This window comes from Arthrobacter sp. H14, from assembly GCF_000520495.1.
Taxonomy (GTDB): Bacteria; Actinomycetota; Actinomycetes; order Actinomycetales; family Micrococcaceae; genus Arthrobacter_C.
The window spans coordinates 67,500-93,188 of sequence record NZ_KI914644.1 but is presented as its reverse complement, the minus strand read 5'-3'; the positions used below and the strand labels follow the sequence as shown (position 1 = coordinate 93,188).

General features: G+C 62.7%; 20 protein-coding genes and 1 pseudogene. 11 read left to right on the top strand and 10 right to left on the bottom strand.

The genetic code is table 11. From position 1 onward, the window contains the following. Positions 1-421 (top strand): annotated as a pseudogene (locus tag Y707_RS31350) (acyl-CoA dehydrogenase family protein); the annotation flags it as partial. 9 nt (positions 422-430) lie between these two features. Further along, a complete protein-coding gene (locus Y707_RS32730) occupies positions 431-871 on the top strand; it encodes a glutaredoxin domain-containing protein (RefSeq protein WP_035780835.1) in 441 nt (146 codons plus the stop codon). Positions 872-967: 96 nt separating this feature from the next. On the opposite strand, the gene Y707_RS30575 is transcribed toward Y707_RS32730, so the two are convergent. After that, positions 968-1,138: a hypothetical protein gene (locus Y707_RS30575; protein WP_155852825.1), complete on the bottom strand. Its 171-nt coding sequence runs from the start codon at positions 1,136-1,138 to the stop codon at positions 968-970. Between the two features lie 362 nt (positions 1,139-1,500). Continuing rightward, a complete protein-coding gene (locus tag Y707_RS0108120) occupies positions 1,501-2,169 on the bottom strand; it encodes a pyridoxine/pyridoxamine 5'-phosphate oxidase (protein ID WP_026534707.1) in 669 nt (222 codons plus the stop codon). A 114-nt stretch (positions 2,170-2,283) separates the two neighbouring features. Between Y707_RS0108120 and Y707_RS0108115 the strand changes: the two genes are divergently transcribed. From Y707_RS0108115 to Y707_RS0108100, 4 genes are read left to right on the top strand one after another with little or no spacing between them, the layout of a single operon-like run. Then, positions 2,284-3,726: a DUF3375 domain-containing protein gene (locus Y707_RS0108115; RefSeq protein WP_026534706.1), complete on the top strand. Its 1,443-nt coding sequence runs from the start codon at positions 2,284-2,286 to the stop codon at positions 3,724-3,726. Continuing rightward, positions 3,723-4,340, top strand: coding sequence for a DUF4194 domain-containing protein (locus Y707_RS0108110; RefSeq protein ID WP_026534705.1), 618 nt, complete (start codon positions 3,723-3,725; stop codon positions 4,338-4,340). The genes Y707_RS0108115 and Y707_RS0108110 overlap by 4 nt, the downstream gene beginning before the upstream one ends. Continuing rightward, entirely contained in the window at positions 4,337-7,726 is a 3,390-nt protein-coding gene (locus tag Y707_RS24410) for an ATP-binding protein (RefSeq protein ID WP_035780833.1), read from the top strand. Before Y707_RS0108110 ends, Y707_RS24410 begins: the two co-directional genes overlap by 4 nt. Continuing rightward, positions 7,716-8,897 (top strand): Wadjet anti-phage system protein JetD domain-containing protein, encoded by a 1,182-nt coding sequence (locus Y707_RS0108100; RefSeq protein WP_051441773.1) that lies wholly within the window; start codon positions 7,716-7,718, stop codon positions 8,895-8,897. Before Y707_RS24410 ends, Y707_RS0108100 begins: the two co-directional genes overlap by 11 nt. 133 nt (positions 8,898-9,030) lie before the next feature. Here Y707_RS0108100 and Y707_RS0108095 read toward each other — a convergent pair whose 3' ends face one another. Further along, positions 9,031-10,470 carry an SDR family NAD(P)-dependent oxidoreductase gene (locus tag Y707_RS0108095; protein ID WP_026534703.1) on the bottom strand — a complete coding sequence of 480 codons (1,440 nt, stop codon included), beginning with the start codon at positions 10,468-10,470 and terminating at the stop codon, positions 9,031-9,033. A gap of 161 nt (positions 10,471-10,631) precedes the next feature. Between Y707_RS0108095 and Y707_RS0108090 the strand changes: the two genes are divergently transcribed. Beyond that, positions 10,632-12,098 carry a S10 family peptidase gene (locus Y707_RS0108090; protein ID WP_026534702.1) on the top strand — a complete coding sequence of 489 codons (1,467 nt, stop codon included), beginning with the start codon at positions 10,632-10,634 and terminating at the stop codon, positions 12,096-12,098. Position 12,099: 1 nt separating this feature from the next. Here Y707_RS0108090 and Y707_RS0108085 read toward each other — a convergent pair whose 3' ends face one another. Further along, positions 12,100-13,392 carry an ABC transporter substrate-binding protein gene (locus Y707_RS0108085; RefSeq protein WP_035780832.1) on the bottom strand — a complete coding sequence of 431 codons (1,293 nt, stop codon included), beginning with the start codon at positions 13,390-13,392 and terminating at the stop codon, positions 12,100-12,102. A 150-nt stretch (positions 13,393-13,542) separates the two neighbouring features. Then, positions 13,543-14,616 (bottom strand): LacI family DNA-binding transcriptional regulator, encoded by a 1,074-nt coding sequence (locus Y707_RS0108080; protein WP_035780830.1) that lies wholly within the window; start codon positions 14,614-14,616, stop codon positions 13,543-13,545. A gap of 172 nt (positions 14,617-14,788) precedes the next feature. Between Y707_RS0108080 and Y707_RS0108075 the strand changes: the two genes are divergently transcribed. Further along, complete coding sequence (locus Y707_RS0108075; RefSeq protein ID WP_026534699.1) at positions 14,789-15,895, top strand: Gfo/Idh/MocA family protein; 1,107 nt, start codon at positions 14,789-14,791, stop codon at positions 15,893-15,895. Between the two features lie 2 nt (positions 15,896-15,897). Beyond that, the gene (locus tag Y707_RS0108070) at positions 15,898-16,644 is read left to right on the top strand and encodes a ThuA domain-containing protein (RefSeq protein ID WP_026534698.1); all 747 of its coding nucleotides are present in this window, start codon (positions 15,898-15,900) and stop codon (positions 16,642-16,644) included. 136 nt (positions 16,645-16,780) lie between these two features. Here the strand turns inward: Y707_RS0108070 and Y707_RS0108065 are convergent, their stop codons facing one another. The 5 genes from Y707_RS0108065 to Y707_RS0108045 form a co-directional block, all read right to left on the bottom strand. Then, the gene (locus Y707_RS0108065) at positions 16,781-18,142 is read right to left on the bottom strand and encodes a flavin monoamine oxidase family protein (protein ID WP_026534697.1); all 1,362 of its coding nucleotides are present in this window, start codon (positions 18,140-18,142) and stop codon (positions 16,781-16,783) included. A gap of 54 nt (positions 18,143-18,196) precedes the next feature. Beyond that, entirely contained in the window at positions 18,197-19,744 is a 1,548-nt protein-coding gene (locus Y707_RS0108060; protein WP_026534696.1) for an APC family permease, read from the bottom strand. Further along, positions 19,744-20,757: an agmatine deiminase family protein gene (locus tag Y707_RS0108055; RefSeq protein WP_026534695.1), complete on the bottom strand. Its 1,014-nt coding sequence runs from the start codon at positions 20,755-20,757 to the stop codon at positions 19,744-19,746. The genes Y707_RS0108060 and Y707_RS0108055 overlap by 1 nt, the downstream gene beginning before the upstream one ends. A 44-nt stretch (positions 20,758-20,801) precedes the next feature. Then, entirely contained in the window at positions 20,802-21,797 is a 996-nt protein-coding gene (locus Y707_RS0108050; protein WP_026534694.1) for a nitrilase-related carbon-nitrogen hydrolase, read from the bottom strand. 202 nt (positions 21,798-21,999) lie between these two features. Next, positions 22,000-22,563: a TetR/AcrR family transcriptional regulator gene (locus Y707_RS0108045; protein WP_026534693.1), complete on the bottom strand. Its 564-nt coding sequence runs from the start codon at positions 22,561-22,563 to the stop codon at positions 22,000-22,002. A 55-nt stretch (positions 22,564-22,618) separates the two neighbouring features. Between Y707_RS0108045 and Y707_RS0108040 the strand changes: the two genes are divergently transcribed. Continuing rightward, positions 22,619-24,151, top strand: a complete 1,533-nt coding sequence (locus tag Y707_RS0108040; RefSeq protein ID WP_026534692.1) for an MFS transporter — start codon at positions 22,619-22,621, stop codon at positions 24,149-24,151. Positions 24,152-24,312: 161 nt separating this feature from the next. Next, on the top strand, positions 24,313-25,623 hold the full coding sequence (locus Y707_RS0108035) for a Glu/Leu/Phe/Val family dehydrogenase (protein ID WP_026534691.1): 1,311 nt from the start codon (positions 24,313-24,315) through the stop codon (positions 25,621-25,623). Positions 25,624-25,689 lie beyond the last annotated feature (66 nt).

Sequence of the window (25,689 nt, the reverse complement as noted above, 5' to 3'; positions counted from 1 at the left end):
CTCCTCCCGGAAGCTCGCCCGCCATACCTTCATGGGGATGGGCCGCTGGCAGGCAAAGCTCGAGCACCAACAGGTATTCCTGGGCAGGATCGTTGACATTGGAGCGGAACTATTTGCTATCTCGGCGGCATGCATCCGGGCGGAGCAGCTCCGGTCAGAGGACCCGGCCCAAGGCAGGAGCGCCTACGAACTGGCGGACGCCTTTTGCCTGCAGTCCCGGGAACGCATCCGGCAGTTGTTTACCGATCTGTGGCGGAACAGCGATGGGCCGGACCGGAAGCTCTCCAACCGGATCCTGGAGGGCAACTACACGTGGCTGGAAGACGGAATCCTGGACCCCTCCGAAGGTACCGGTCCCTGGATCACCGAGCCGGTCTCCGGGCCATCCAACGCGGAGAACCTGCACCGGAATTACCGTTAACGTGGAGCTATGAGTTCACTCGTTCGCTGGTCAAACTCCATCGCCGTCGCGGCCATGGCCGTCATCGTCGTCTTTATCTATGGGCAGGAGGGCAATTGGGCTTCAGCAGTGATTGCCGCCGTCGCACTGCTGGTTGTCGCTTGGCTGCTGAGCCCGCTCTTTGGCCGCAAGGGTGAACCGTGGGCAGAGCTGAAGGACATGCCGCCGTCGTCGCGTGGAGTAGTGATTTTCTGGCGGCCGGGATGCGTGTTCTGTATCCGGATGAAGACCTTGCTCGGATCGACCGGCCGGAAGGCACATTGGGTGAATATTTGGCGTGATGCCGACGCCGCGGCGTTCGTTCGCGAGAACAACAATGGCAACGAAACCGTGCCGACTGTGATCCTCGACGGCGCGGTCCACACCAACCCCGAGCCAACGGTGGTCCGCCGGAAACTCGTGAAGTCGTAACAAAAGAACTGCACGATTATGCATAGAGGGGAATATCTTTGCGCCGTTGATGGTTGACATAACTGAAGCCATCATCGAAAGGGGTCGGCCATCTCATTAGCTGAAAATATCCGTCAGGAACCAATCAACTCCCTCCCCAAACGTATTCGCAGCCTTGGCGCCCTGAACCGCGGCGATGAAATCGAAGTCCGCAGAGGTGCCCGCGTCTACTACCGCGGCCAGGTTGCAGACACCGCACCCGGCCTCGGCACCGTCTGGATCCGCCAAGCCGCGGATGGAACCCGGCGCGCGTTGAACCAGGACGACTTCACCTTCTGGAAAACATCCGCCCGCTAATGTCCGGACGTCTTCCCTTGGAGCAGCTCGGTCTCGCATAAATCACCAACGAAACCGGCTGCTCCTCGGTACAGCCGAGGCATACTGATTTTATGGCTATGACCACGATCAAGGTTTCGTCCATCGTTCGCGACCGCCTCTACGAGGAGGCCCGGCGCCGCGGTGTATCCGTCAACAGGCACGCATGGAAGCCCCTTGGCCCAAACAGTAGTAAAGCCTTTTTGGCTTCCCGCCAGCGGGCCGATAAGCCCTGGCATGCATTGGGAGACCAGTTTGGTGGGACAGCCAGGACATCACGGCCAGAGCAGGTCTTTTCTCCACGCGCTGTGTCCATCGTTGCGGCTGTAGCGCAGTCTAATATGGCGGCGGTCAGGGTCCGCCTGCCAGAACTCCACAGTCTGCGCCGTGACCTTGTAAACAGTCCAGGATGGTGAACCGGTTTCCGGATCAACATCAAACTGGGCCCTGGCACCGGCAACTGCATCGTCGAGGTCATCCGTCCTCTGCATAACGTCACTTTGCTGCCCGGCAAGCACCAACGCCTTCGCAACCAAATTCCGACGCTTGAAGTCCTGATCGTTCTCGACCGGCGAACCCACGTGCACGCGGCCCCTGATCCTGATCTGGCGCCCAACGGAGGGCCAGAAAAACGTCAGTGCAACCGATGGCGCCGCCTGCAGTTGCTGGCCCTTGGGACTCGTGCTGCTGCTGGCAAAGCACCAGCATCCGTCGCTGATATCTTTGAGAATCACGATCCGCGCGTCCGGCATACCGTCAGCCCCCATGGTGGCTACGTTGACCGCGTGCGGAGCCAAAACCCCGGCGTCGACTGCGGCAGCCAGCCACTGCAGAAACAACTCCACAGGTTGGTCAGGGGTCTGATCCGGATCGAATCCCGACATCTGTTCCGGGAAGACTTGTACTTCGCGCAACAGTTGCCGCAACCGGCCGGAATCTCTCATGGCCACATCTTAGCCCGCACCGCCTTGGCCTCCCGGTAGCTGCCGGCAGAAAATGTCGGACCCAACCCCTAACATTGAGGGCAAGCCACAAGCGACGCGGGGGAGGTGAAGAGCGTGGACTATTACGCGATCAATTCGTTACGTGAGAACCACGCAGGATGGTCCCTGTTGCGCGCACAAAATGCCCCGCTTGCCCTGGCATTCTTCATGGCTGCTTTCACCGAGCCCAACAACCGCAATATCGCCCGCCAGGCATTGATCGACACCCTCGATGATGTTCTCTTCGGGCTTCGCGATTCGCTCGGTGAGGATAAGTTTCCCCGTCCAGCGGCTGAGTATCTGGACGAGTGGGCCGCGCCGGAGAGAAGCTGGCTGCGCAAATACTATGTGCCCGGGCAGGACGAGCCGGTCTACGATCTCACCGCGGCGGCCGAGGATGTCGTCCGTTGGGTGGAGAACCTGCGCGGACGGGACTTCGTGGCAACTCAATCGCGGTTGACCAGCATCTTCCAGTTGCTGCAGACGCTGGTCCAGCAATCCGAAACGGACCCGGATGTGCGGCTGGATGAACTACAGAAACAACGCGATGCCATCGACGTCGAGATGCAGCAAATCCGCGAAGGCCATATCAAGGTGATGAGCACCCCCGAAGCTCTGGATCACTTTCAACAGCTCACCGACACCGCCCGGGACTTACTCGCCGACTTTCGGGAAGTGGAGCAGAACTTCCGGCGACTGGACCGTCGAGTGCGGGAGCAAATCGCTACGTGGGAAGGCAGCCAGGGCGAGCTGCTGGAGACTATTTTTTCGAATCAGCAGGGCATCAGCAGCTCCACGCAGGGCCGGACCTTCCAAGGGTTCTGGGACTACCTCATGTCCCCGCGGTTGCGCACTGAATTGACGAGCTTGTTGGAGCGCGCTACGCAGATTGAGGCGTTGAGCAGTCTTGAAAACGTCGATGCCCTTACCAGCATGCACCAGGACTGGCTTCCTGCCGTCGAACAGACCCAGAGCACCGTACGACAGCTTTCCCAGCAGATGCGCCGCTTGCTCGACGATAAAGTCTTCCTGGAGAACAAGCGCATCATGCAGCTGATCCGGCGTATCGAAGGCGACGCGCTGGCCGTCCGCAACACCCCGCCGTCGGGCACCTTCCTTGAGGTGCCTGCCCAGACCATTGAGGTGGCTTTGCCCTTCGAGCGTCCGCTCTACGAGCCCAGTTCCCGGGTGATGGTCGACGACGAGATCCTGTCCGCCGACGATACGGATGTTGATCCAGGAGCCTTGTTCGAGCAGTTCTATGTCGACAATGAGCGGTTGCGTGGGAACATCGATACGGTGCTGACAGATGCAGAGCAGGCCACTCTCGCGGACGTGACGGATGCCTTTCCACTCACCCAGGGTTTGGCGGAGATCGTGGCGTACTTCCAATTGGCCACTGACTCGCCCTGGGCCACGATTAACTCCGACCACACACAGCAATTATCGTGGGCAATGCCGGACGGCAGTCTGCGTGAAGCCACCATTGAACAGATCATCTTTGTGAGGCCATCTTGAGCAGCGAATCCGAAACCGGCCATCCAGAGGAACTGCCGGTCATCGTCACCCGCTTGTTCAAAGGTGTCGTCTATGCGGAATCGGACGGCAAGGTGTGGCAGGCCCTTCTGGAGTTGGCTTCCCATGTGCGGGATTACGTTTCCGTACTGGGCCTGGAGCTCATTCTCGACGAGACGGAAGGCTACGCTTTTCTCCGGTCCAGGGAAGAGAGCGACGCCGCACTCCCCCGACTCGTTCCACGCCGGCAGCTGACGTTCAATGTCAGCCTGCTACTGGCGCTGCTGCGTGCAAAGCTCGCCGAATTCGACGCCAACAGCAGCGAAACCCGACTTGTCATGACCGAGACGGAAATCGAAGATATGATCTCGGTCTTCCTCCCGGAATCGAGCAACGAGGCCCGGATTCTCGACAGGCTCGGCTCCGATATCAAAAAGGTAGTGGAGCTGGGCTTCCTTCGCCGGATGCGCGGACAGGCCGGCACCTACGAAGTCGCCCGGATTCTCAAAGCCTACGTGGATGCCCAGTGGCTGGAGGAGTTCGACTCCCGGCTGGCCGACTACCGGGCTTCACTTGATGGCGGCTCCAGTGCCAAGACTAAAGAGGCAACCGTATGACCACGGAACTGCAGGCAGGCCTGTTCAGCCTGGATGAAGTCAAGAACGACGACGACGGCCCACCCCCGGGGTTCCGACTGCACCGGCTCGAGCTTCTCAACTGGGGCACGTTCCATCAAGGCGTACGCACCTTCACCCTCGACGGTGACAACAGTCTTTTGACTGGAGACATAGGCTCCGGCAAATCCACGGTGGTGGACGCCATCACCACCCTGCTGCTGCCAGCCAACAAGATCGATTACAACAAGGCAGCGGGTGCTCAAAAGAAGGAACGCAGCCTGATGTCGTACGTGCGCGGCTACCACAAGAGTGCGCGAACGACGGCCGGCGAATATTCCAAACCCGTGGCACTCCGCGGGCCGGGTTCATACTCGGTGGTCCTCGGAGTGTTCTACAATGCTGAACTCGACAAGTCTGTCAGTCTTGCGATCACCCTGTGGGCACCACAGGAATCGGGCCAACCGAACCGCTTCTACTCCCTGGCCCAGGAGGAACAGTCCATCATGGCGGATTTCTCCAACTTCGAACAGGAGCCCGCCAAGCTGAAGAAAAGGCTGCGGGCGGCGGGCGCCGCCGTCCATGATTCCTTCGACCCATATGCTGCTGCCTTCAAACGCCAATTCGGCATTACCGGCAGTCAGGCAATGGATCTGTTCCACCGCACGGTGTCCATGAAACAGGTGGAAAATATCACCCACTTCGTGCGCACCAACATGCTCGAGCAGGACGATGTGGCCACAAGGATCGACAATCTGATCCATCATTTCGATGACTTGAAAAAGGCCCACGGCGCCGTCCTGCGGGCGAAGGACCAGGTTGCCCTGCTGACACCGATCCGGGATGGCGCCGCCAGGCATGCCGAACTCGAGGAGCGGGAACAGCGTGGCCGCGACCAGCGCGACCAGTTGCATCCCTTCTTCACCACACGACGGCTGGACCTAAGCCTGGAGCATCAGACGGAACTCGAGAGAACCGGCACGCGGCTGGAGTCCGACCGCAAAAAGCTCGCCGGGGACATCTCGCGGCTGCGCCATGAGCTAACAAACCTGCAGGAGGATATCCGCACCAACGGAGGTGGGAGGCTGGCGGCGATTGACGCCGAGATCGCCAGGTTGAGTGAAGAATCGGCTGTACAGCGTTCCCGTTTCGAACGCTATGCGGTGGCCGCAGAGGCCCTGGAGCTGCACGTTCCGGAAGATCAGGTGCTCTTCGATAAGAATTCCGCCGGCTTGCCTGCAGTGGAGAAATCGCTGCAGGCACAGAACAGCGATCTGCAGGAGCGCCGCACCCGGTTGACAATGAGACGCAATGAGGACGCGTACAGTGCCGGGGAGATCCGGGCGGAGCTGAAAAGTCTTCAGTCCCGGCAGAACCTGCTTCCGCGTCCGCAACTGGAACTGCGTCGTCGCCTGTGCGAAGGCACCGGGATCCGCGAACCGGATCTGCCCTTCGGCGGCGAGTTGCTCCGGGTGCGGGATGGCGAAGGGGAATGGGAAGGCGCGGCAGAACGCACTCTTCACGGATTCGCATTGTCGATGCTGGTCCCCACAGAACACTATCCAGCCGTCAGCAAATGGGTGGACGAAAATAACTTGCGGACGCGGCTGGTCTACCTGAAAATCGGGCAGACGAGCCCGGGACGGCCCCCGGAGCCAGGAACCCTGGCATCCAAGATCGCCATCAAACCTGGAACGGGTTTCCGCGAGTACCTGCTCGACGAGCTGAACCACCGTTTCGACCACATGTGCTGCGAGTCGCTCGACGATTTCCGTCGCTATCCGAAGGCACTGACCCTCAACGGTCAGCTCAAGGGTGGACGTGGCAGGCACGAGAAGGACGACCGGCGGGACTTGAACGACCGGCGGAATTTCGTCCTGGGCTGGGACAACCACGCAAAAATCACCGGCTTCCAAACAGACCTGGAAGCACTCGAAGGGCAGGTGCGGGCAACTGACGCCGAGCTGACAAAGGTCGATTCCGCCCTCGGCCAGCTGGGGCAGCAACACCGGCATCTGGGGACAATCTCCAGCGTCAAGGAATTCTCGGAAGTCAGCTGGCAACTCACCGCCCACCGGATTGAGGGTCTGAAAACAGAGAAATCCTCCCTCGAAGCGGCCAACGATGTCCTGCAGAAGCTCGCTGCGGCAGAATACGACACCCAGTCGCGCCTGCACCGGGCCGAAAATCAGATGGAAAAGATCCAGAAGCGGATCGGCGCCAATGAAGGTGCCACCAAAGAAATCGCTGAAATGATCGAGGACTGCCAATCCATTCTTGCGGAAACGCCTCTGACTGAAGATAAAGGGCTGCTGGAGGACTTGGAACGGCTCGCTGCTGACGCACTCGCCGACACCACGCTCACGTACAAAAATACGGAAAAGATCGCAAGCGGTATCCGCAACGCTCTCAGCACGACTATCGACTCGCTCAACAAACAGATCGCCCGCTCGGGCGAACGGACAGTCGGTCTCATGCAGGCATTCCGGAACAAATATCCGAACGAGACTACAGAGGTCGATGCGGCACTGGACGCCGCCGGAGAGTACAACCGGCTGCTGAACCAGCTTGTTGACAATGACTTACCACGCTTCGAGGAGCACTTCAAAGAGTCGCTGAATCAGAACACCATTCACGAAGTGGTCGCCTTCAACGCCTTCCTCGAATCGCGCAGGCAGGATATTGCCAACCGTATAGCGGAAATCAACCGCTCATTGGCCACCATCGAATACAACCCCGGCCGGCACATCCAGCTTGAGCACCAGAACACGTCCGACGCCGATGTGCGCGACTTTGGCGCCGACCTGCGGGCATGTTCGGAAGGAACACTTGGCGATGACGACCAGTACTCGGAGCAAAAGTTCCTGCAGGTCGAAAAGCTCGTGGAACGGTTCCGTGGCCGTGAGGGACTGACGGCACTGGACAACCGCTGGGCCACAAAGGTGAGCGACGTACGGAACTGGTTCGTCTTCTCCGCCTCCGAGAAATGGACCGAGACCGGTGAGGAACACGAACATTTCACCGACTCCGGCGGAAAATCCGGTGGCCAGAAGGAGAAGCTCGCCTACACCATCCTCGCCGCTGCCTTGGCGTTCCAGTTCGGACTTGCCTCATCTCTGAGCAAGAGCAGCAGCGGCCGCAGTTTCCGATTCGTCGTTATCGATGAGGCATTCGGACGCGGCTCGGATGAATCGGCGAAATACGGGCTCGAGCTGTTCAAGAGGATGAAACTGCAGCTGCTGATCGTGACACCGCTGCAGAAAATCCACGTGATTGAGCCCTTCGTCGCGAACGTGGGATTCGTGGCCAACAAGAACGGCGACGATTCCCAGCTGCGCAATATGACCATTCAGGAATACCGCCAGGAACGGGACCGCCGTGGCGGCTAACGCGGCTCCCGCCCCATCCGTCCACGGTTGGACCACTTTGGCCGCCCTACGGACGCAGTCCCGCAAGGCCTGGGAAACTGGTGCCCTCCTTCGCCAATTGCTGGCGCCCACGGACGACACCTACCCCCGCCGTCGACCGCTGAAACATCCCACCGCGAAGGAGCTGCGGGACAGCTATCCTGCGGCTCGAGCCTGGGCGGCGGAGCTCCACGGTGGTGCCGGCGACTTCTCCATCTCCACCGCAGCAGTCGGGCGGAACACGATCGGAGCCAACGACGTTCCGTCCGCTGCCGTCTTCGCCACGGCCGAAGACGAAATTGCTTTTATCGGCAAATCACGACAGGCGCGAACGTTCCTCGACCTCGCCTCCCGGATCGAGGGAATCGAACCGGCGCTCCAGGTGTGGGCGGTCAGGCGGCCACTGCAATTGCTCGAACTCAGCGAGGATGCACTCACGGCGGCCGCCGTCGCCGTGTGGTTCCGCGACAATCCCGCACCCGGCATCTACCTCCGTCAGCTCAGCCTGGCCGGTGTGCACACGAAGTTCGTTGAAACCCGACGCCGGACCATTGACGAGATGGTCACGGCGCTGGAACCCGAACGCGGCCGGCCTGGGTCCAGTTTCGCAAGCCGGCACGGTTTCCTGGCCGCGCCGGAGCGGGTACGTTTCCGCCTGTTGGATCCGGAGTCGGAACTGTTGGGTGCAGTCCGGGACATCACCGTAACGGCGGAGGGCTTCAGGAACCTCGCACCGGACGTGGATGCCGTCATCGTGACCGAGAACCTGGTCAACTTCCTTTCCCTACCCGCACGGCCAAGGACGCTCGCTGTGTTTGGAGCCGGCTACGGCTTCTCGGCAGTGGATGAAGCCGAGTGGCTCCGCAATTGTGATGTGCTGTATTGGGGCGACCTGGACACTCACGGTTTCCGGATTCTCGATCAGTTGCGTTCCGGCCATCCACATGTGCACTCCATCCTCATGGACACGGAAACGTTGCTGGCTCACCGCAATCTTTGGGGCCAGGAGCCGAACCCCTCACGCGCGATCCTGACCCGGCTCGCTCCGGAGGAGTTGACGGTGTATGAGTCGCTTCGAAATGACTCCTATGGGCCCGCCGTCCGGCTGGAACAAGAACACATCAACTGGGATTGGGCGTTGGAGCGTCTCTAAAATTGAGAACGTCGTCACAACACCCGACAAGCTGTGGAAGCATAGCTGCGGAGATTAAACCTGAGAGTGCCACATGGCGCGCCGAGGCCTTGGAGGCAGCGGTGCGGCATGAGAACCAGCCCGGGACCGCGCCCTACCAGGGACTGGGCTTGTAATCCTTGAGGAAGACGCCGTGCTGGTCCTCGCCTGCTTCGCCCATCACGATGGGGTCGTAGACCCGGGCAGCACCGTCGACCAGGTCCAGCGGGGCCTTAAAGCCCTCATCCGCCAGGCGGACCTTGGTGTAGTGCGGACGTTCGTCGGTAATCCAGCCGGTGTCAACCGCCGTCATCAGGATGTCGTCGGCTTCCAGCATTTCCTTAGCGCTGGTCCTGGTCAACATGTTCAGAGACGCCTTGGCCATGTTGGTGTGTGGATGCCCCGGGCCCTTGTAGGCGCGGGAGAACTGACCCTCCATAGCGGAGACGTTGACGATGTACTTGCGACGGGCCATCGAACGGCGCATCGCGGGCCGGAGCCGGGACACCAGAAGAAAAGGCGCGGTCACGTTGGCAAGCTGCACCTCCAGCATTTCCAGCGGGCCCACCTCTTCAACCACCTGGGTCCAGCTGTTGGCTGTATGCAGGTCCGGAGCCAAGCCACCGGCGTCGATGGCGTTTCCAGCGGCGATACGCTCCGGGGATGTCGATCCCAAGGACAGGGCCAGCGCGGCTACTTCATCGCCGGCCATTTTCGGGTGCTCCGCCATTTGGGCGGTCAAAGCCAGTGGGTGTTTGTCCTGGGTGTGGCCGAAGGAGAGCAGCTCCGGCATCGGCCTGTCGGTGGGCAGTGGCTCCAGTTCGGCCTCCACCAGCGGTTGATAGGCGTTCCCGGACCGCCGCACCGTCTGCGCGGCGTTGTTGATCAGAATGTCCAGTGGACCGGCCTCGTTCAAGGAATCGGTCAGGGAGATCACCTGGGACGGATCGCGCAGGTCGATGCCCACAATGCGCAGCCGGTGCAGCCAGTCGGTGCTGTCCTCCATGCCCGCGAAGCGACGAGCGGCGTCCTTCGGGAAGCGTGTGGTGATCGTGGTGTGGGCGCCGTCCCGCAGCAGCCGCAGCGCAATGTACATGCCAATCTTGGCGCGACCGCCCGTGAGCAGGGCGCGGCGGCCAGTGAGGTCTGTCCTGGCATCCCGCTTGCCGTGGCTGAATTCGGCGCACGCCGGGCAGAGCTGGTGGTAAAACGCATCCACCTGCGTATAGTGCTGCTTGCAGATATAGCAGGGCCGCGACCGCGTCAAAGTGCCCGCGCTGTGCCCCGTCGTCGAAGGCGCGAGCTTGTTGCCGCGCGTCTCGTCGTCAATGCGGTCCGGAGCCGCAGTCGCAGTCAGCGCCATCACGGCTCTGTCGGCCTCATTGGCGGCGTCCCGCTTGACGTTGCGCCGGTGCCGCTTCACCGCCTTAAACATCTTTCCCGTCGCCTGCCGCACCCGGACATAGTCCGGGTGCTCCTCGTCGTAGACGTGGATGGCGTTGAGGACTTTCAGGCACGACTGGATCTCGTCGTGGCTCAGCTCGGGAGGGTTCACCCATCCATTTTACGGTCTGTCGGCCAACGACCGGCGCAGGTTGTTCTGTTGTGGACCCGGGCACAAGCGGTAGTCATCCATCGCCGCGGACCTGGGCCTGAACTTTGGCCGATGGTGAGCGCAGGAACAGAAATGTCATCGCCGGAGGATAGTCTCGGTTTATGACTGAGGACACAAAAAACGACGACGGCACAACCGGTGAGCAGGCAACCCCTGAAGTCTCCGACGACTTCGTCACCCGCCAACACAAGCACGGACCATCCGGCATGGAATACACCACGACGACCGGCCGCCTGGTGCTGCGGACGGAATCGGTCAGCAAGGACGGAAAGACTGAAGGGCCCAAACCCAAGGCGGAAATCTTCGTCGTCGCCTACACGAAGGACAATGCGGAACCAGGCAGCCGTCCAGTCACGTTCGCCTTCAACGGCGGTCCCGGATCGGCCTCGGTCTGGCTGCATATGGGCCTGCTCGGTCCCCGACTGGTGGATTCGGGCGACGTCGGCAACCTCACCGCGCCCCCTTACGGAATCGTCGACAGCCCCGAAACCCTGCTCGAGCACAGCGACCTGGTGCTGATCGACCCGGTGAACACCGGCTACTCACGCGTCGTCGAAGGCGGCGAAGCGGACGAGTTCCACGCCTTTGTCGAAGACCGGGACCTGGTGGCCGAAGTGATCCGCCTCTGGGTCACACGCAACGGTCGCTGGCTCTCCCCCAAGTACATCGCCGGCGAGTCATACGGCACCCTCCGTGCGGTCGCCGTCGCCGGCCGGCTCTACGATGCCTACGGTATGGCGGTTAACGGACTCGGCCTGATTTCCACCGTGCTGAACATGTCGACGCTGCGGTTCTTCGCCGGCAGCGACCAGCCCTACGCCCTGCACATCCCCACCTATGCCGCGATTGCGCACTACCACGGCCGGCATCCCGGTCGGGAGCTGACCGACGTCGTCCAGGAAGCGGAGGAGTTTGCGGCCAAGGACTTTGGCTACGCCCTCACCCAAGGAAACCGGCTCACCGAAGCCGAGTACGACGACGTCGTCAGCCGGCTCGCTGCCATCCTCACCTTAAGCGAGGGGTTCATCAGGCGGACCAATCTGCGCTGGAATTACTTCGAATTCGCGGCCGAACTGCTGCGTGAAGACAATCTGGTGGTCGGCCGGATCGATGGCCGGTTCACCGCCCAGCCGGCCAGACAGCAGGATTCCAAGAATATGGACGACCCGAGCCTTCGCGCCATCAATGGGCCCTACGCCGCGGCGATTAACCATTATGTCCGGGTGGAACTCGGGTACGAGAACGACCTTCCCTACGAGATCCTCACCGCCAGGGTCCAGCCCTGGAGCTACAAGACGTTCGAAGGCGCACCGGTTGACGTATCGGATGTCCTCGAGCGGCTGATGGTGCACAACCCGAACATGCGCGTTCACGTGGACTACGGGTACCAGGACGGGGCCACGCCGCACTTTGCGGCCGAGTACGTCTTTGCCCACATGAACCTGAGCCAACAGGCACGCGACCGGTTCAACCACCACTACCACGAGGCCGGGCACATGATGTATCTCAAACCGGAAGCGCGGCTCGCCCAGTTGGAAGCACTGAAGGACTTCGTCACCGCGGTTTGAACTATGACCCGGCAGCCGCCGACTTAATCGCCTGCTGCATGTCCGCCAGTGCCTGGTCCACCGATTTCTCCCCTTGGAGTGCGGCGTAGGAATTCTCCTGGATCGCCTTCGATACGCCGGGGTAGAACGGCGTCACCGGACGTGGCACAGCATTTTCAATGGAGGTTTTCAGCACCGGCAGGTAGGGAAGCTGCTTGATCAGTTCCGGATCGTCATACAGCGCCGCCAGTGTGGGCGCCTGTGATCCCTGGGTTGCCCGGAATGTCTGAGATTCGGCACTGATCATGTACTCCATGAAGTCGTGTGCGGTCGCCTTGTGGTCCGAGTAGACACTGATTCCGAGGTTATGTCCGCCCAGCGATGAAGCACCGGGACCGTCCTTGCCAGGCAGCGGCGCGACGCCAAACTTGCCCTGCACCTTGGACGATGCCTCGGTCTTGGCCAGGTTGTAGACATACGGCCAGTTGCGCAGGAACAGAAGGTTTCCGCTCTGGAACGCCTGCCGGCTCTCTTCCTCCTGGAAGGTGATGGCCTGCTCGGGAATGTTCCCGCTCTCGAATCCCTCCACCAGATTGCCCAGTCCCGCCTTGGCTTCCGGCGTTTCCAGAGTCGGGTTGCCCTCCTCGTCAATGATTGTTCCGCCGGCGGTGTTGATGGCCTCGGCGACATTGACCGTGAGCCCCTCGTATTGGGCAAACTGACCCGCATAGCAGCCCATGTCGTTTTCCTCGGCGATGTCGCACATCCCCATCATCTCGTCCCAGGTCCCGGGGGCCTTGGGAACCAGATCCTTGCGGTAGTAGAGCAGTCCGCCGTCGCTCCGCTGCGGCGCGGTATAGAGCACGTCGTTGTACATGCCGGTTTCGACCGTCGCATCCAGCATGTCTTCGGTCTCGATGGCCATGTCGCCTTCGAGTGGCTGCAGCCAGCCCTTCGCGGCGAATTCGGCGGTCCACACAACATCGACTTCCATGATGTCGTAATCCGCATTTTTGGCCTGCAGATTCTGCACCAGGTCGTCGTGCTGCTGATCGGCCGTATCGGACTGTTCCTTGAAGGTAACCTTCTGATCCGGATGTGCCTCGTTCCACTTCTTGATCAGCGGGCGCACAACGTCACTGTTGTCCTTGCCGCGGACGTAGGTGATCGGCCCGCGGGCATCCAGATTCTCAGCGGCCGGGCCCTCATCGCTTCCGGCTCCTCCTCCGCCGCCGGTGGAGCCTCCGCATCCGGTCAAGGCCATCGTCAGAGCGGCCACGGCAGCGATGGGCGCGAATCTCTTGTTGTTCAACATTGCTTCTCCTCGATGAGACGACCGGGAGACTTCGTGCCCACCCAGCTATGTGACGCGGTTCACGCTAGCAAGCGATCAAGGGCGGATGCAAACGGTTGCATTTCCTTCCGGAAGGGCGGCCGTGAACAATCGCGGCTGGAAGTCGGAACTTCAGGAATGGGTCAGACTCATTGGCGCCGCGGAACGCCGGACCACCAACTCGCTGGGAGTGACAATCCAACCCGGCTTCGGTTCAGAACCGCGCAGGGCGTCGAGGAGGATCCGCGCCGCGGCTGCTCCCTGGCCGAGCGGGTCCTGCGCGACGGTGGTCAACCCCAGCGCTTCGGCGGCCTCATGATTGTCAATGCCCACAATGGAAAGATCCTCGGGAACCCGCAATCCGTTGCGGCGGGCAGCACTGATGGCACCGAAGGCCATCTCGTCACAGGCGGCAAAAATGGCGCTGGGCAGACCGGTTCCGGGGCCCGCCCCAGTCCCGGTGCCAGTGCCGGATCCAGCCCCTGTTCCGGCGTCGGACAATATTTGTTCTGTTGCCCGGGCGCCGCCGGCGATGGTGAAATCCGAGTAGGCCACGTGCGCTTGATCCACCTCGAGTCCCGCTTCCGCCATCGCCGCCCCGAAGGCTTCATTGCGTGCCCGCGAAACGGAGAACGACGACGAGTCGTCAGTCTGGCCTCCAATGAACCCGATCCGCCGGTGGCCAAGCGCCGCAAGGTAATCGATGGCTTTCCCGCAGGCGTCGCCGTCGTCAATGCTGACGCTGATTCCGCCGTCGAACCGGCCACCCACTACAACCGAGGGGTAGTGCAGGTCTGCGATCACGGCCTGCTCAACTTCGAGCAGCGCGCGGCACAGGATCAGGACGGCGTCGATCCGCTCCCGGAGCATGGCCCGGTTGAAGACCCGCTGCCGGTTCTCTTCCGAGCCGCCGAGGTTGTAAACAATGAGGTCATAGCCGGCGTTGCGGAGTATCTGGTCCGCGCCCTCGAGCACCGACGAGTAGAACCACTTATTGATGGCGGGCACGACGACGCCGATGGCGTTGGTCCGGCCGGTCGACAGGCTGGAGGCGTTGGATGAGATGACGTAGCCCAGCGAATCCGCGGCGCGGAGGACCTTTTGCCTGGTCAGCTCCGAAACGGTGGGCAGGCCGCGGAGTGCGCGGGACACGGTCGCCGTGGACACACCGCTGACCCGGGCAACATCGTGGATGCTCGCGCTCATGGGTCGTCCTCGCAGGTTGAAATTTTACTTGTCTCCAGCATGCCATGTGTCCGGCTGGTACGATCAAAATGATGCAAACGTTTGCATCTGCGGAGCATGTGAGCCAGAGACTAAGGACCTGAATTTGGAACAGACGGCTGGAAACGACGACACCACACTCAGGGACGGCGGCATTCACCAACTCGGCGGGTCTTACCCGGGCGACACTCTCAAGGTCGGAGTCATCGGTTTGGGTTGGGCAGGCCAGCAGCATCTGGACGCGTACCGGGAGCTGGACGGCGTCGACGTCGTTGCTTTGGCCGGAATGGAAGCCGATCTGCTGGCCCAGCTGACTGGGGAGTATGCCGTTCCACATGCCTTCGGGACTTGGGAAGAATTGCTGGACCTGGAGGGTCTGGACGCGGTGAGCATCGCCGTTCCCACCTTCCTGCATGCGCCAATTGCCATCGCCGCTCTTGACCGTGGACTGCACGTGCTCAGTGAGAAGCCGATCGCCCGCGACGGCAACGAAGGGCAGGAAATGGTCGATGCCGCACGTCGGGCTGGACGTGTCCTCGACGTAGCGTTCAACCACCGCCGCCGTGGCGATATCCAGGTGCTCAAGCGCATTATCGACGACGGCGATCTCGGCCGGCCGTATTACGCCAAGGCCTCATGGGTGCGCCGCTCGGGGATTCCCAAGCTCGGCAGCTGGTTCACGAATAGGGAAATGTCCGGCGGCGGGCCGCTGGCCGACATCGGCGTGCACGTGCTGGACTACGCGCTGCACCTGCTTGGTGAACCTAAGGTTATGAGTGTTTCCGCTGCCACCTTCGCCGAGTTGGGACCGCGCGGCCGCGGCGGCAACGACAGGGCAACAGCACTGAGCACCAATTTCGCTTACGAGGTGGAGGATTTCGCGTCGGCTTTCATCCGTCTCGAAGGCGGTGCCACCCTGATCATCGAATCCGGCTGGGCCAGTTATCGCGACGAAGCGGACCTGATGGACTTCTCGGTCTTCGGCACCGACGGCGGGGCGGACCTGCGTGCCGCCGGAGCTCCGCTGGCGCCCGTGGCCGAGCTGAGGGTCTACACCGAAAAGGACGGCAAAAACGCCGACTACACTCCGGAAGCGAAGCCCGGCCGGGCGCACCGCGCCGTCGTCGAAGATTTCATCACTGCCGTCCGCGGCGGGGAAACGGTCTGGGGCCAGCACGACGGGTCGATCGCGCTGAGCCGGGCCCGGATCATTGACGCCTGCTACCAGTCGGCGGCCGAACACAGAGAGGTGCAACTGTAATCATGAGCAACCCGGCATTGAAGATCACCGTCTGGAACGAGGGCGTGCACGAGGCGCGGCAGGAGCCCGCCTCGATCGCAGACCATTACCCGGATGGCATCCACGGCGCCATCGCGGCAGGACTGGCCGAGCACTATCCGGAAGCGGAAATCCGGACCGCAGTGCTGGCCGATGAGGAGCACGGACTGAGCGAAGAGGTCCTGGCGGACACCGACGTCCTGCTCTGGTGGGGGCACATCGCCCATGACGCGGTCGACGACGTCGTGGTTGACCGCGTGCAGCGCCACGTGCTGGGCGGCATGGGACTGCTGGTGCTGCACTCCGGACACTTCTCAAAGATTTTCACCCGACTGCTGGGGACCACATGTTCACTGTTGTGGCGCAATGACGGCGAACGGGAAATGGTGTGGAATGTGAACCCGACGCATCCGATCGCCGATGGGATCGACCATCCCGTGGTGCTGGACAAGCACGAGATGTATGGCGAATTCTTCGACATCCCCGCCCCCGATGACCTGATCTTCATCAGTTCCTTTGAAGGCGGGGAGGTTTTCCGCTCCGGCGTCACGTTCAACCGCGGCAAGGGGCGGATCTTCTACTTCAGTCCGGGAGACCAGGAGTACCCGGTGTATCACCGGCCGGAGATCCGCCGGGTTCTGGCAAATGGCGTGCAATGGGCGGCGAAACCGGAACTGCACCGGAGCGCCCCGTCGGTACGGAACCCGCAACGGAATTGGTTCGCCCTGTAGCCACCGGGCCGGCGACCAGAATTGGTTGCGCTGCAGGGGGACCACGACACGCCCGGGTTGGCTCCCCGATGGGACTTTTCGCCCCCGGCGCGCAGGTCTAAATGTCCCAACGGGGAGCTTCCCGGCCCAAACTCCCCTAGGCCGGGTTCTCGAGCTCGGTGATGGCGGTGGCGGTGTTGCGGCCCATCCGGATGGCGCCGTCGACGTGCTGGAATCCGGCTCCGGCGATGTCGCTGCAGGAGAAGTGGATCCGCCCTACTGAATCGCGCAGGCTGTCGCCGTACCGGGACAATCCGCCGAGGTCGAAGCTGGCCGCATAGGCGCCGCGGGTCCATTCCTCGGTGCCCCAGTCGCTCTCGTAGTAAACCTCAGGAGTTAGCGCCTGGTCGCCGTAGTAGCTGGCCAGCGAGGCGAGGATTTTCCGCTTCCGCTCCTCGGCGGACAGAGCGAAGACGGCGTCGGCGGTCTCGTCCGAGACGAAACCGACCAACGTGCCCCGGGTGTCCCCGTGATTGGTGTTGTCGTACGCCTCGTGCACCACCTGGTACGGGCTGAAACATGTTCCGGATAGCCCGTCTTCGCGCCAGAATGGCGTGGCGTAGACCGCGTGCACCTTGATGACCAGCCCGAGCGAGAGGTGCTGGTGCATCTGCTGCTGGCGCCGGGGCAGCGGCGGTTCGAAATCCACCCTCGAGATCAGGTTCGGCGGGACGGCCATCACCACATACTTGGCACGCACGGTCACCTCGTCCGCCACTGCCGTGACGCCGTCGTCGTTCCATTGCACCTTGCGCACCGGGGTGCCCAGCAGCACGTCCTCGCCGAGCCGTTCAGCCAGCCGCAGCGGAACCTGCTGCAGACCCCCGACGACGCGCTTGTCCAGAATGAAGTCGGCATCGACCAGATTGCTGAAACTGCCGGCGCTGGCCGCCATCAACACCGCCTGCAGGAGCGAGAACGCGTGCGCCGGTTTGGTGAGCATGGCGCCGGCGATGAACATGGAGATATTGTCACGGGCGATCTGATCGTCCGTTTGCTGTTCCAGCCACGTGCTGAAGGAGATCCGGTCAAGCTCGGCCGCGCGCGGGTGCTTCCACGGTTCCTCCGCGCCGACCTCCGCCGTCAAGGTGTCCAACTGCCCAATCAGGTCCTCCATCACGGCCGCCGTTTCGGCCGGGACCGGGAACATATCGCCGGTGAAACGCCTCTTCTCCCCAGCCTCGTCGACATAGACGCTGTCGCCGTCGCGGTAGCGGGAATAGGTCTCCAGGCCCAGGTCCGCGAGCGTCGCAATCAACGCGTCCTGATCCGGCGAGACCCACTGACCGCCCAGCTCGAGCATGGCGCCGTCGATATTCCCGGTCCAGAGCCGTCCGCCGACCCGGTCGCGGGCTTCCAGCACGGCGACGCTGAGCCCCGCTTTGGTCAGTTCGTGGGCGGCGGTCAGTCCTGATGCTCCGGCGCCGATAATGACGACGTCGCGCTCGATGGTGCTCATGGTGTGTTCCTTCTGGCGTAGCGGTTGTTTCGTTGTGCGGTTGTTGATCCAGCGTTACTCGGGGACCACGAGGGCCGGCGTGTCTTTCTGCAGCGTTTCACCCTGGAAGAACTCCGGCCGGCTGCGGCGCATGAACAGCATCACCACGACCCCGAGGGCAATGATCCCGACGCCGATAATGAAGACCAGTCCGATGCCGAAGATCTCCGAGCCGCTGCCGAATGCCGGGTCCCAGCTGTCGACGGCTGTCTGCAGGAACACGACCAGGAGGCCGATCCCGCCCAGCAGCGGACACAGCAGCCGGAAGAAGAAGTTCCGCACGCTGGTGAACAGGGTCTGGCGGAAGTACCAGACGCAGGCGATCGCGGTCAGTCCGTAGTAGAAGCAGATCATCAGGCCCAGCGCCATGATGGTGTCGTTGAGTACGTTGTCGCTGAGGAAGCGCATCACGGCGTAGAAACCAGCCGAGATGGCACCGGCGACGATGGTGGCGTAGACCGGCGAGTGGAAGCGGTTGCTGACGGAGGCGAACTTGTCCGGCAGTGCCTTGTAGTAGCCCATTGCGAGCAGGCTCCGTGCCGGCGAGACCATCGTGGTCTGCAGCGATGAGGCGCAGCTGGACAGCACCGCCAGTGACAGCAGGATTGCGAACGGGCCCATCACGGGCGCGGCGAGGACGGTGAAGACATTGCCCGCGTTGTCGGGGTTGTTCAGTCCCAGGCCGGTATCGCCGACGCCGGCGAACATCACCGTGGCGATCGCGCCCAGCAGGTAGATGCCCAGGATGACGACGGCGGTCCAGGTGGCTCCGGCGCCGGCGGTGCGGCGGCCGTTGGTGGTTTCCTCACTGACGGTCAAGCAGACGTCCCAGCCCCAGAAGGCGAAGATGGACAGCGACAGGCCGAGCGCGAAGGCGGAGAAACTTTCAATCTGCAGCGGATTGAACCAGTCCCAGCTGAAGGCCAGGTCGGAGCCGGTGATGCCGCGGGAGATGCCGGAGAAGGCGCCGATTACGAACCAGGCGAGCACGGCCAGTTGGAAGCCGACCAGGATGTATTGCACGGTCTTGGTGGTGCGCATGCCGCGGCAGGACACCAGCACCGCGAGCCCGACAAAGACCAGGCAGGTGGCGACGTTGATGAAGATGTTTCCGGCCAAGTTCGCGATCCAGCCCTGCGAGGTCAGCTGGGCCAGGAACAGGTAGAAGAAGTCGACCGCAACGCCGGCCAGGTTGGAGAGCACGATAATGTTCGCGGCGAGCAGCCCCCATCCACCGATCCAGCCGATGTACGGCCCGAAGGCCTTGGTCACCCAGGTGAAGGTGGTGCCACTGTCCGGCGAATCCGCGTTGAGTTCACGGTAGCCGAGCGCCACTAGGAACATCGGGATGAAGCCGACAATGAAGATCGCGGGCAGGTGGACGCCAATGGCCTGCACGGTGGGACCGAGGGAGCTGGTCAACACGTAGGCGGGTGCAATCGTGGAGATACCGATGACGACGACGGCGAGCAGCCCCAGCTGCCCCTTCTGCAGCCCCTTGGCGGTAATTCCGCCTGGTTGTTTGTTCCCGGCGGGGGCCGGCGTACGGGTGGTCTGGCTCATCATTGGGCCTTTCGGGGTTGTTGTTGCGTAATGCAATGGATGCCGCCGCCGCGGGCGAACAGTTCGCGTGCGTCTACGCTGATCACGCGGCGTCCGGGATAGGCGGCTGCGAGGATGGATCGTGCCTGCTCGTCATTCGGGTCATCGAAGCTGCAGGCGATCACCGCGCCATTGACGACGAGGTGGTTGATGTAGCTGTAGTCCACAAACCCCTCCTCGTCCGTCAGGGTTTCGGGGGCCGGAACGTCAATGATGTTCCAGCTGCGTCCGGCCGCATCGTGTGTGCCGGCCAGGAAGCTCTTCAGGTCACGGCTGACCTGATAGTCGGGATGGTCAGGGTTGTTCTGCGCATGAAGGAGTAGCACGCCCGGCGATGGGATGGCCGCCACGATGTCCACGTGCCCGCGGGTTCCGTACTTCTGTGCGTCGCGGGTTAGTCCCCGCGGCAGCCAAATCGTATGGGTGGCGCCGATGGTGCGGGCCAGCTCTGCCTCAACCTCCGCCTTGGTCAGTCCGGGATTGCGGTCCGGATCCAGCTGCACGGTCTCGGTGACCAGGACGGTGCCTTCGCCGTCGACCTGGATACCGCCGCCTTCGTTGACGAGCGGTGAATCGATCCGTTCGACGCCGGCCCAGTCCGCGACTGCCGTGCCGATCTCCTCGTCCTTGTCCCACTCTGCCCAGTCCTGCCGGCCCCAGCCGTTGAAGATCCAGTTGACCGCGGCCAGCCCGCCGTCGTCGTTCATCACGAAGGTGGGCCCGACGTCCCGCATCCAGGCATCGTTGAGCGGCGCGGTTTCAATCTCGACCTCAGGCTTAAGGTAGCTGCGGGCCATCCCGGCATCGTCTTCGGCGGCGACGACGGTGACCGGCTCGAATTCGACCACCGCGTTGGCGACGGCGGCCCAGGTGGAACGGGCGGCGTGCGCCTCCTCGGGGGTATCGCCCAATGCGTAGCCGCCGGGCGGGAAGGCCATCCAGATTTTCTCCTGCGGCGCAGTCTCCGACGGCATCCTCCAACCGCTGTTCAACGGGCCCATGTTTGACGCTCCCATGTTCAGCCGATCCCGGGGATGCCGGCCGGCGCGGGGCTGTCCCCGTAGGGAGTGTCGTGACGCACCGGTTCAGTGAGTCGGTTGTACGTTTCGGGACGGCGGGTGGACAGGAAGGGAAAGAGCTCCAGCCAGTCGCTGCGCTGCTCAAGATCCAGATCCGCGACCAGCACGGCCGACTCGTCCCGCGGTGCCTGCACGAGAATGCGTCCGTAGGGATCCGAGATGAACGAGGAACCGTAGAAGGTTACGTTTCCTTCGTCGCCCCAGCGGTTCGGCACAACCATGAACAATCCGTTCGCGATGCCGTTTCCAACGATCACCTGCTGCCACAGCGGCTGGGTATCGAAGGCCGGGAAACTTGGTTCGGAGCCGATGGCGGTCGGGTAGGCCAGGAGCTCGGCACCACCCAGCGAATACATCCGTGCGACCTCCGGGAACCACTCGTCCCAGCAGGTCGGCATCCCCAGGCGGGCGCCGCCCAGTTCGGCGGGTGCATGGATCTGGTACGCATCTTCTGCCGCGGGGCCCTGGCGGAAGTACTTGTCCTCGTAGTACCCGGCGGTGACCGGAATGTGCAGTTTATGCGTCCGCGCCAGCAACTCGCCCTCCGGGGACACGAGGATGGCCGTGTTCAACCCCAGCCCGTCACCGGCGTCGGCTTTCTCGTAGAGCGAGGCGTGCACGCAGACGTTATTGGCGCGGGCCGCAGCGGCGGCAAAGGTGAAGGTCGGCCCGGTGAGCAGGTCTTCGGCTTCAGCGGCAGGTTCGGATTCCGGAAGGGTATCGGCCGGATACCTGGACAGCGAGAGTTCGGGAAGGAACACCACCGAGGCGCCGTGTGCTGCCGCGCGCTCGATGCCCTCGTTGAGCTCGGACCGCAAACGCTGCGGGTCGGCATTCCAGCGGTGTTGAACCAGCCCGGCACGTAGTGGCTTGCGGGACGGTTCCGCAGTGCGGGCGAATGAAGCCGGCGGGTCGAGGCGGGTTAGTTCAATCATGATTCTCCAGAGAGAGACGGCGGTCACATAAACGAATAGCGTTCGTTTAGTATGAACGACGATAAACCCGCTTGGCAAGACGAAAACGAAAATGATTCATTTACGACGCGGGGAGGACACCCGCAGTTGCGCGTTACGCCTGGACGCAAAGCTTCTGGAGTTGCGCTTTACGTCGTAGCAGCAAAGCCTTTGCAGTTGCGCGTTACGCCTTTGCGGCAGCATGGCGCTTGAGCATTCGGACCACTTCGAGCAGTCCCTGCACAGATTCCTCTTTACCGATGCCGGCCTCCTCGGGCCAGATGCCGGCCAGGGTCGCGTTGTAGTAGAGGCCGTCGCCAAGCAGCATGATGGCGCGCGCGATGGAGTGGTCCCCCACCTCTTCGACAATCAACTCGAACCAGCACTGGTGAATCCGCTGCAATTGCTCGCGAGCCTCGGTCTCCGAGTTCTGACCCACCCGCATGGCGGCAATCAAGGTTTGGTCAAGGCCGCTGCCGACGTACACCGACTCGCGGACGAAATACATCGACGGCCCGTCAGGGTCGGTCCGCATGGCTTCAATGTCCGCATCGGCGAGGGCGCGCAGCTTTTCAACCAGCGCCGCGGCCAGAGCTTCCTTGTTTTTGAAGTGGTACAGCAACCCGCCTTTTGATACTCCGGCCCGGGCGACAACCGCATCCATCGTGGCGGCCCGCTCCCCTTCTTCAATGAGCAGGCTTTCGAACGCCGACAGGACTTTGTCGCGGGCGGAAGGTTTGGCAGACATATCTGTACCGTACCTGTTTCTTTACTGTACCGTCTAGACGGTATAGTATTTCTCCATGTCCATCTCCATTGCCACACCTGTAGTCGCCAAGGACCGGGCCGGTCGCCGCGAATGGCTCGGGCTGCTGGTGCTGATGCTGCCTGTGCTGCTCGTCGCGGCAGACAATACCGTCCTGAGTTTCGCCATTCCCTCCATCTCCCTGGCGCTGAATCCCAGCGGCACGGAGCTGTTGTGGATTGTCGACGTCTACTCGCTCGTTCTCGCCGGCTTGCTGGTGCCGATGGGCAGCGTTGGAGACCGCATCGGCCGCCGCCGTCTCCTGTTGATTGGCAGCGCCGGTTTCGGCGTGGTCTCGGTGCTGGCCGCTTTCGTTTCCAGCGGCGAGATGCTCATCGCCGCACGCGCGGTGCTTGGTTTCTTCGGTGCCATGCTGATGCCGGCCACCCTGTCGCTGATCCGCAACATGTTCACCGACACGACCCAGCGCCGGACCGCCGTCGCCATATGGGCTGCCGGATTCTCCAGTGGCGCCGCCCTCGGCCCGATCGCCGGAGGCTTCCTGCTCGAACATTTCTGGTGGGGCTCGGTATTTCTCGTGGCAGTGCCGGTGCTGATCCCGCTGCTGGTGCTCGCACCGTTCTTCGTCCCGGAATCCAGGGATCCCGCGCCCGGGCCTGTTGACCCAATCAGCATCGCCCTGGCCCTGTTGACCATGGCACCGGTCGTCTACGGCATTAAGGCTCTTGCGGTCGACGGCGCCGGTGCGGCTTCCGTGGCTCCCATCGCCGTCGGACTGTTCTTCGGTGGGCCTTTTGTCCGGCGCCAGCTCCGCCGCCGCATCCCGATGCTCGACGTGCGGCTGTTCCGGAACCCCGTCTTCAGCGGCGCGTTGACTGCCAACCTGCTCAGCATTTTCTCACTGGTCGGCTTCATCTTCTTCCTGTCCCAGCACCTGCAACTGGTCGCGGAACAGTCTCCCCTGGAGGCCGGCCTGACCATGCTGCCCGGCCTTGCGCTGACCATCCTGGCCGGCCTCGCCGTCGTGCCGATGGTCCGCCGGATCAAGCCGTCCTACGTCGTGGCCGGTGGACTCCTGCTCAACGCCGTCGGGTACTACGTTGTGCTCCAGACCGGGCATCAGGGCGACGTGCACGGTGTAATGGCCGGATTCATGATCCTCGGTGCAGGGGTGGGAGCGGGTGAAACCATCTCCAACGATCTGATCCTGTCCAGCGTCCCGGCCACCAAGGCAGGAGCGGCGTCGGCCATATCGGAAACGGCTTACGAACTCGGCGCCGTGCTGGGAACCGCGATTCTGGGCAGTATCGTCACCGCTGCCTACCAACGCAATGTGGTCATTCCCGCCGGATTGAGCGGTCCCGACCAGCTGGTGGCAGGCGAGACGTTGGGCGGGGCGGTCGACGTCGCCGCTTCCCTGCCTTCCGGACCTGGCCAGGCGCTGCTCGAGTCGGCGAAGGCTGCCTTTGATTCGGGAGTGGCGACGACGGCGGCGATCGGCGTTGCGCTGATGGTCAGTGCTGCCGTCACCGTGCTCCTGACACTGCGGAGCACCAAGGCAGACCGCTGAGAGCCAACGCGGCAACTGTCGCCCCTGCCCGGCGCCTGGCAGCTGATCATCTGCACAACACGACCTTCGAAAGATTGGCCAGCTGCCTACTGCCGGAAAACGTACCGCCCCATACGCTGAGAAGGCACCTCTCCCCCGTTTCACCAACAAGGAACATGTCAATGACGACTGAAGTTTTGTCCGCTCCCGCCACCCCTGCCACTCCTGGCGCAGCTCCTGTCCGGGATACCGGCGCCGAGGCGCTCGAAAACGCCCAGGCGCAGCTCTCCGCCGCGGTCCAGACCCTCGGATTCAGCAACGGCCTGCACCAGCATCTCGCGAAGGCCCGGCGCGAAATGACGGTGGGAATTCCGCTGCGCCGCGACGATGACAGCGTCGAAATGCTCACCGGTTACCGCGTGCAGCACAACTTCTCCCGCGGCCCGGCCAAGGGCGGCCTCCGTTACAGCCCGAACGTGTCCCTTGACGAGGTCCGCGCCCTGGCGATGTGGATGACGTGGAAGTGCTCGCTGCTCAATGTGCCGTACGGCGGAGCCAAGGGTGGAATCACCATCGACCCGCGCAACTACTCGCAGCGGGAGCTCGAGCGCGTCACCCGCCGCTACACCAGCGAGATCCTGCCGATCATCGGTCCGGACAAGGACATTCCCGCCCCGGACATTGGAACCGACGAGCAGACGATGGCGTGGATGATGGACACCTATTCCGTCAACGTCGGCTACACCGTACCCAGCGTCGTCACCGGGAAACCGGTCAGCGTCGGCGGCTCGCTCGGCCGTCCCTCTGCCACCTCCCGGGGGGTCGTGCACATTGCCCTGGCCGCGCTGAATCACGCGGGCCTCGCGCCCGCCCGCTCCACCGCCGTCGTGCAAGGCTTCGGCAAGGTTGGTGCCGGTGCTGCCGGATTCCTGGCCGACGCCGGTGTCCGCGTGGTTGCCGTCGGGGACCAGTACGGGGCGATCCATGCCGCCGAAGGGCTGGACATCCGTTCGCTGACCGACCATGTGCGGACTACCGGCAGCGTAGTCGGCTTCCCCGGCTCTGATCCGATCCCGTCCGACGTGCTGTTGGAACTGGACGTCGACCTGCTGGTTCCGGCCGCCGTCGAAGGCGTCCTGCATGCGGACAATGCGGCGCGGGTCCAGGCGAAGGTGATTGTTGAAGGAGCCAACGGTCCGACGACGACGGCAGCGGACCGGATCTTCGCAGACAACGGGATCCTGGTCGTGCCGGACATTCTGGCCAATGCCGGCGGCGTGATCGTCTCCTACTTCGAATGGGTGCAGGGAAACCAGGCCTACTGGTGGACCGCCGCGGAGGTCGAGGAACGGCTCGAAAGCCGGATGCTCGCCGCCTGGCACAACGTGCTGACCGTGGCGAACCGCCGCAGCCTCAACCTCCGCGAGGCGGCGACCGTCACCGCCGTCGAACGCGTTGCCGAAGCACGCCAGATCCGCGGACTCTACCCCTGATCCACTCGGTGGGGCCGTGCAACACTTCTGAGTGTCGGACGCGGGTTATAGGCTGGACAGACCGCA

What these genes read in the sequence shown, in the direction of transcription:
- Y707_RS0108035 (WP_026534691.1), top strand. Translation starts at nt 24,313, where the DNA reads ATGACGACTGAAGTTTTGTCCGCTCCCGCCACCCCTGCCACTCCTGGC.
- Y707_RS0108040 (WP_026534692.1), top strand. Translation starts at nt 22,619, where the DNA reads ATGTCCATCTCCATTGCCACACCTGTAGTCGCCAAGGACCGGGCCGGT.
- Y707_RS0108055 (WP_026534695.1), bottom strand. Translation starts at nt 20,757, where the DNA reads ATGCCGTCGGAGACTGCGCCGCAGGAGAAAATCTGGATGGCCTTCCCG.
- Y707_RS0108065 (WP_026534697.1), bottom strand. Translation starts at nt 18,142, where the DNA reads ATGAGCACCATCGAGCGCGACGTCGTCATTATCGGCGCCGGAGCATCA.
- Y707_RS0108045 (WP_026534693.1), bottom strand. Translation starts at nt 22,563, where the DNA reads ATGTCTGCCAAACCTTCCGCCCGCGACAAAGTCCTGTCGGCGTTCGAA.
- Y707_RS0108120 (WP_026534707.1), bottom strand. Translation starts at nt 2,169, where the DNA reads ATGAGAGATTCCGGCCGGTTGCGGCAACTGTTGCGCGAAGTACAAGTC.
- Y707_RS0108070 (WP_026534698.1), top strand. Translation starts at nt 15,898, where the DNA reads ATGAGCAACCCGGCATTGAAGATCACCGTCTGGAACGAGGGCGTGCAC.
- Y707_RS0108060 (WP_026534696.1), bottom strand. Translation starts at nt 19,744, where the DNA reads ATGAGCCAGACCACCCGTACGCCGGCCCCCGCCGGGAACAAACAACCA.
- Y707_RS0108090 (WP_026534702.1), top strand. Translation starts at nt 10,632, where the DNA reads ATGACTGAGGACACAAAAAACGACGACGGCACAACCGGTGAGCAGGCA.
- Y707_RS32730 (WP_035780835.1), top strand. Translation starts at nt 431, where the DNA reads ATGAGTTCACTCGTTCGCTGGTCAAACTCCATCGCCGTCGCGGCCATG.
- Y707_RS24410 (WP_035780833.1), top strand. Translation starts at nt 4,337, where the DNA reads ATGACCACGGAACTGCAGGCAGGCCTGTTCAGCCTGGATGAAGTCAAG.
- Y707_RS0108080 (WP_035780830.1), bottom strand. Translation starts at nt 14,616, where the DNA reads ATGAGCGCGAGCATCCACGATGTTGCCCGGGTCAGCGGTGTGTCCACG.
- Y707_RS0108050 (WP_026534694.1), bottom strand. Translation starts at nt 21,797, where the DNA reads ATGATTGAACTAACCCGCCTCGACCCGCCGGCTTCATTCGCCCGCACT.
- Y707_RS0108085 (WP_035780832.1), bottom strand. Translation starts at nt 13,392, where the DNA reads ATGTTGAACAACAAGAGATTCGCGCCCATCGCTGCCGTGGCCGCTCTG.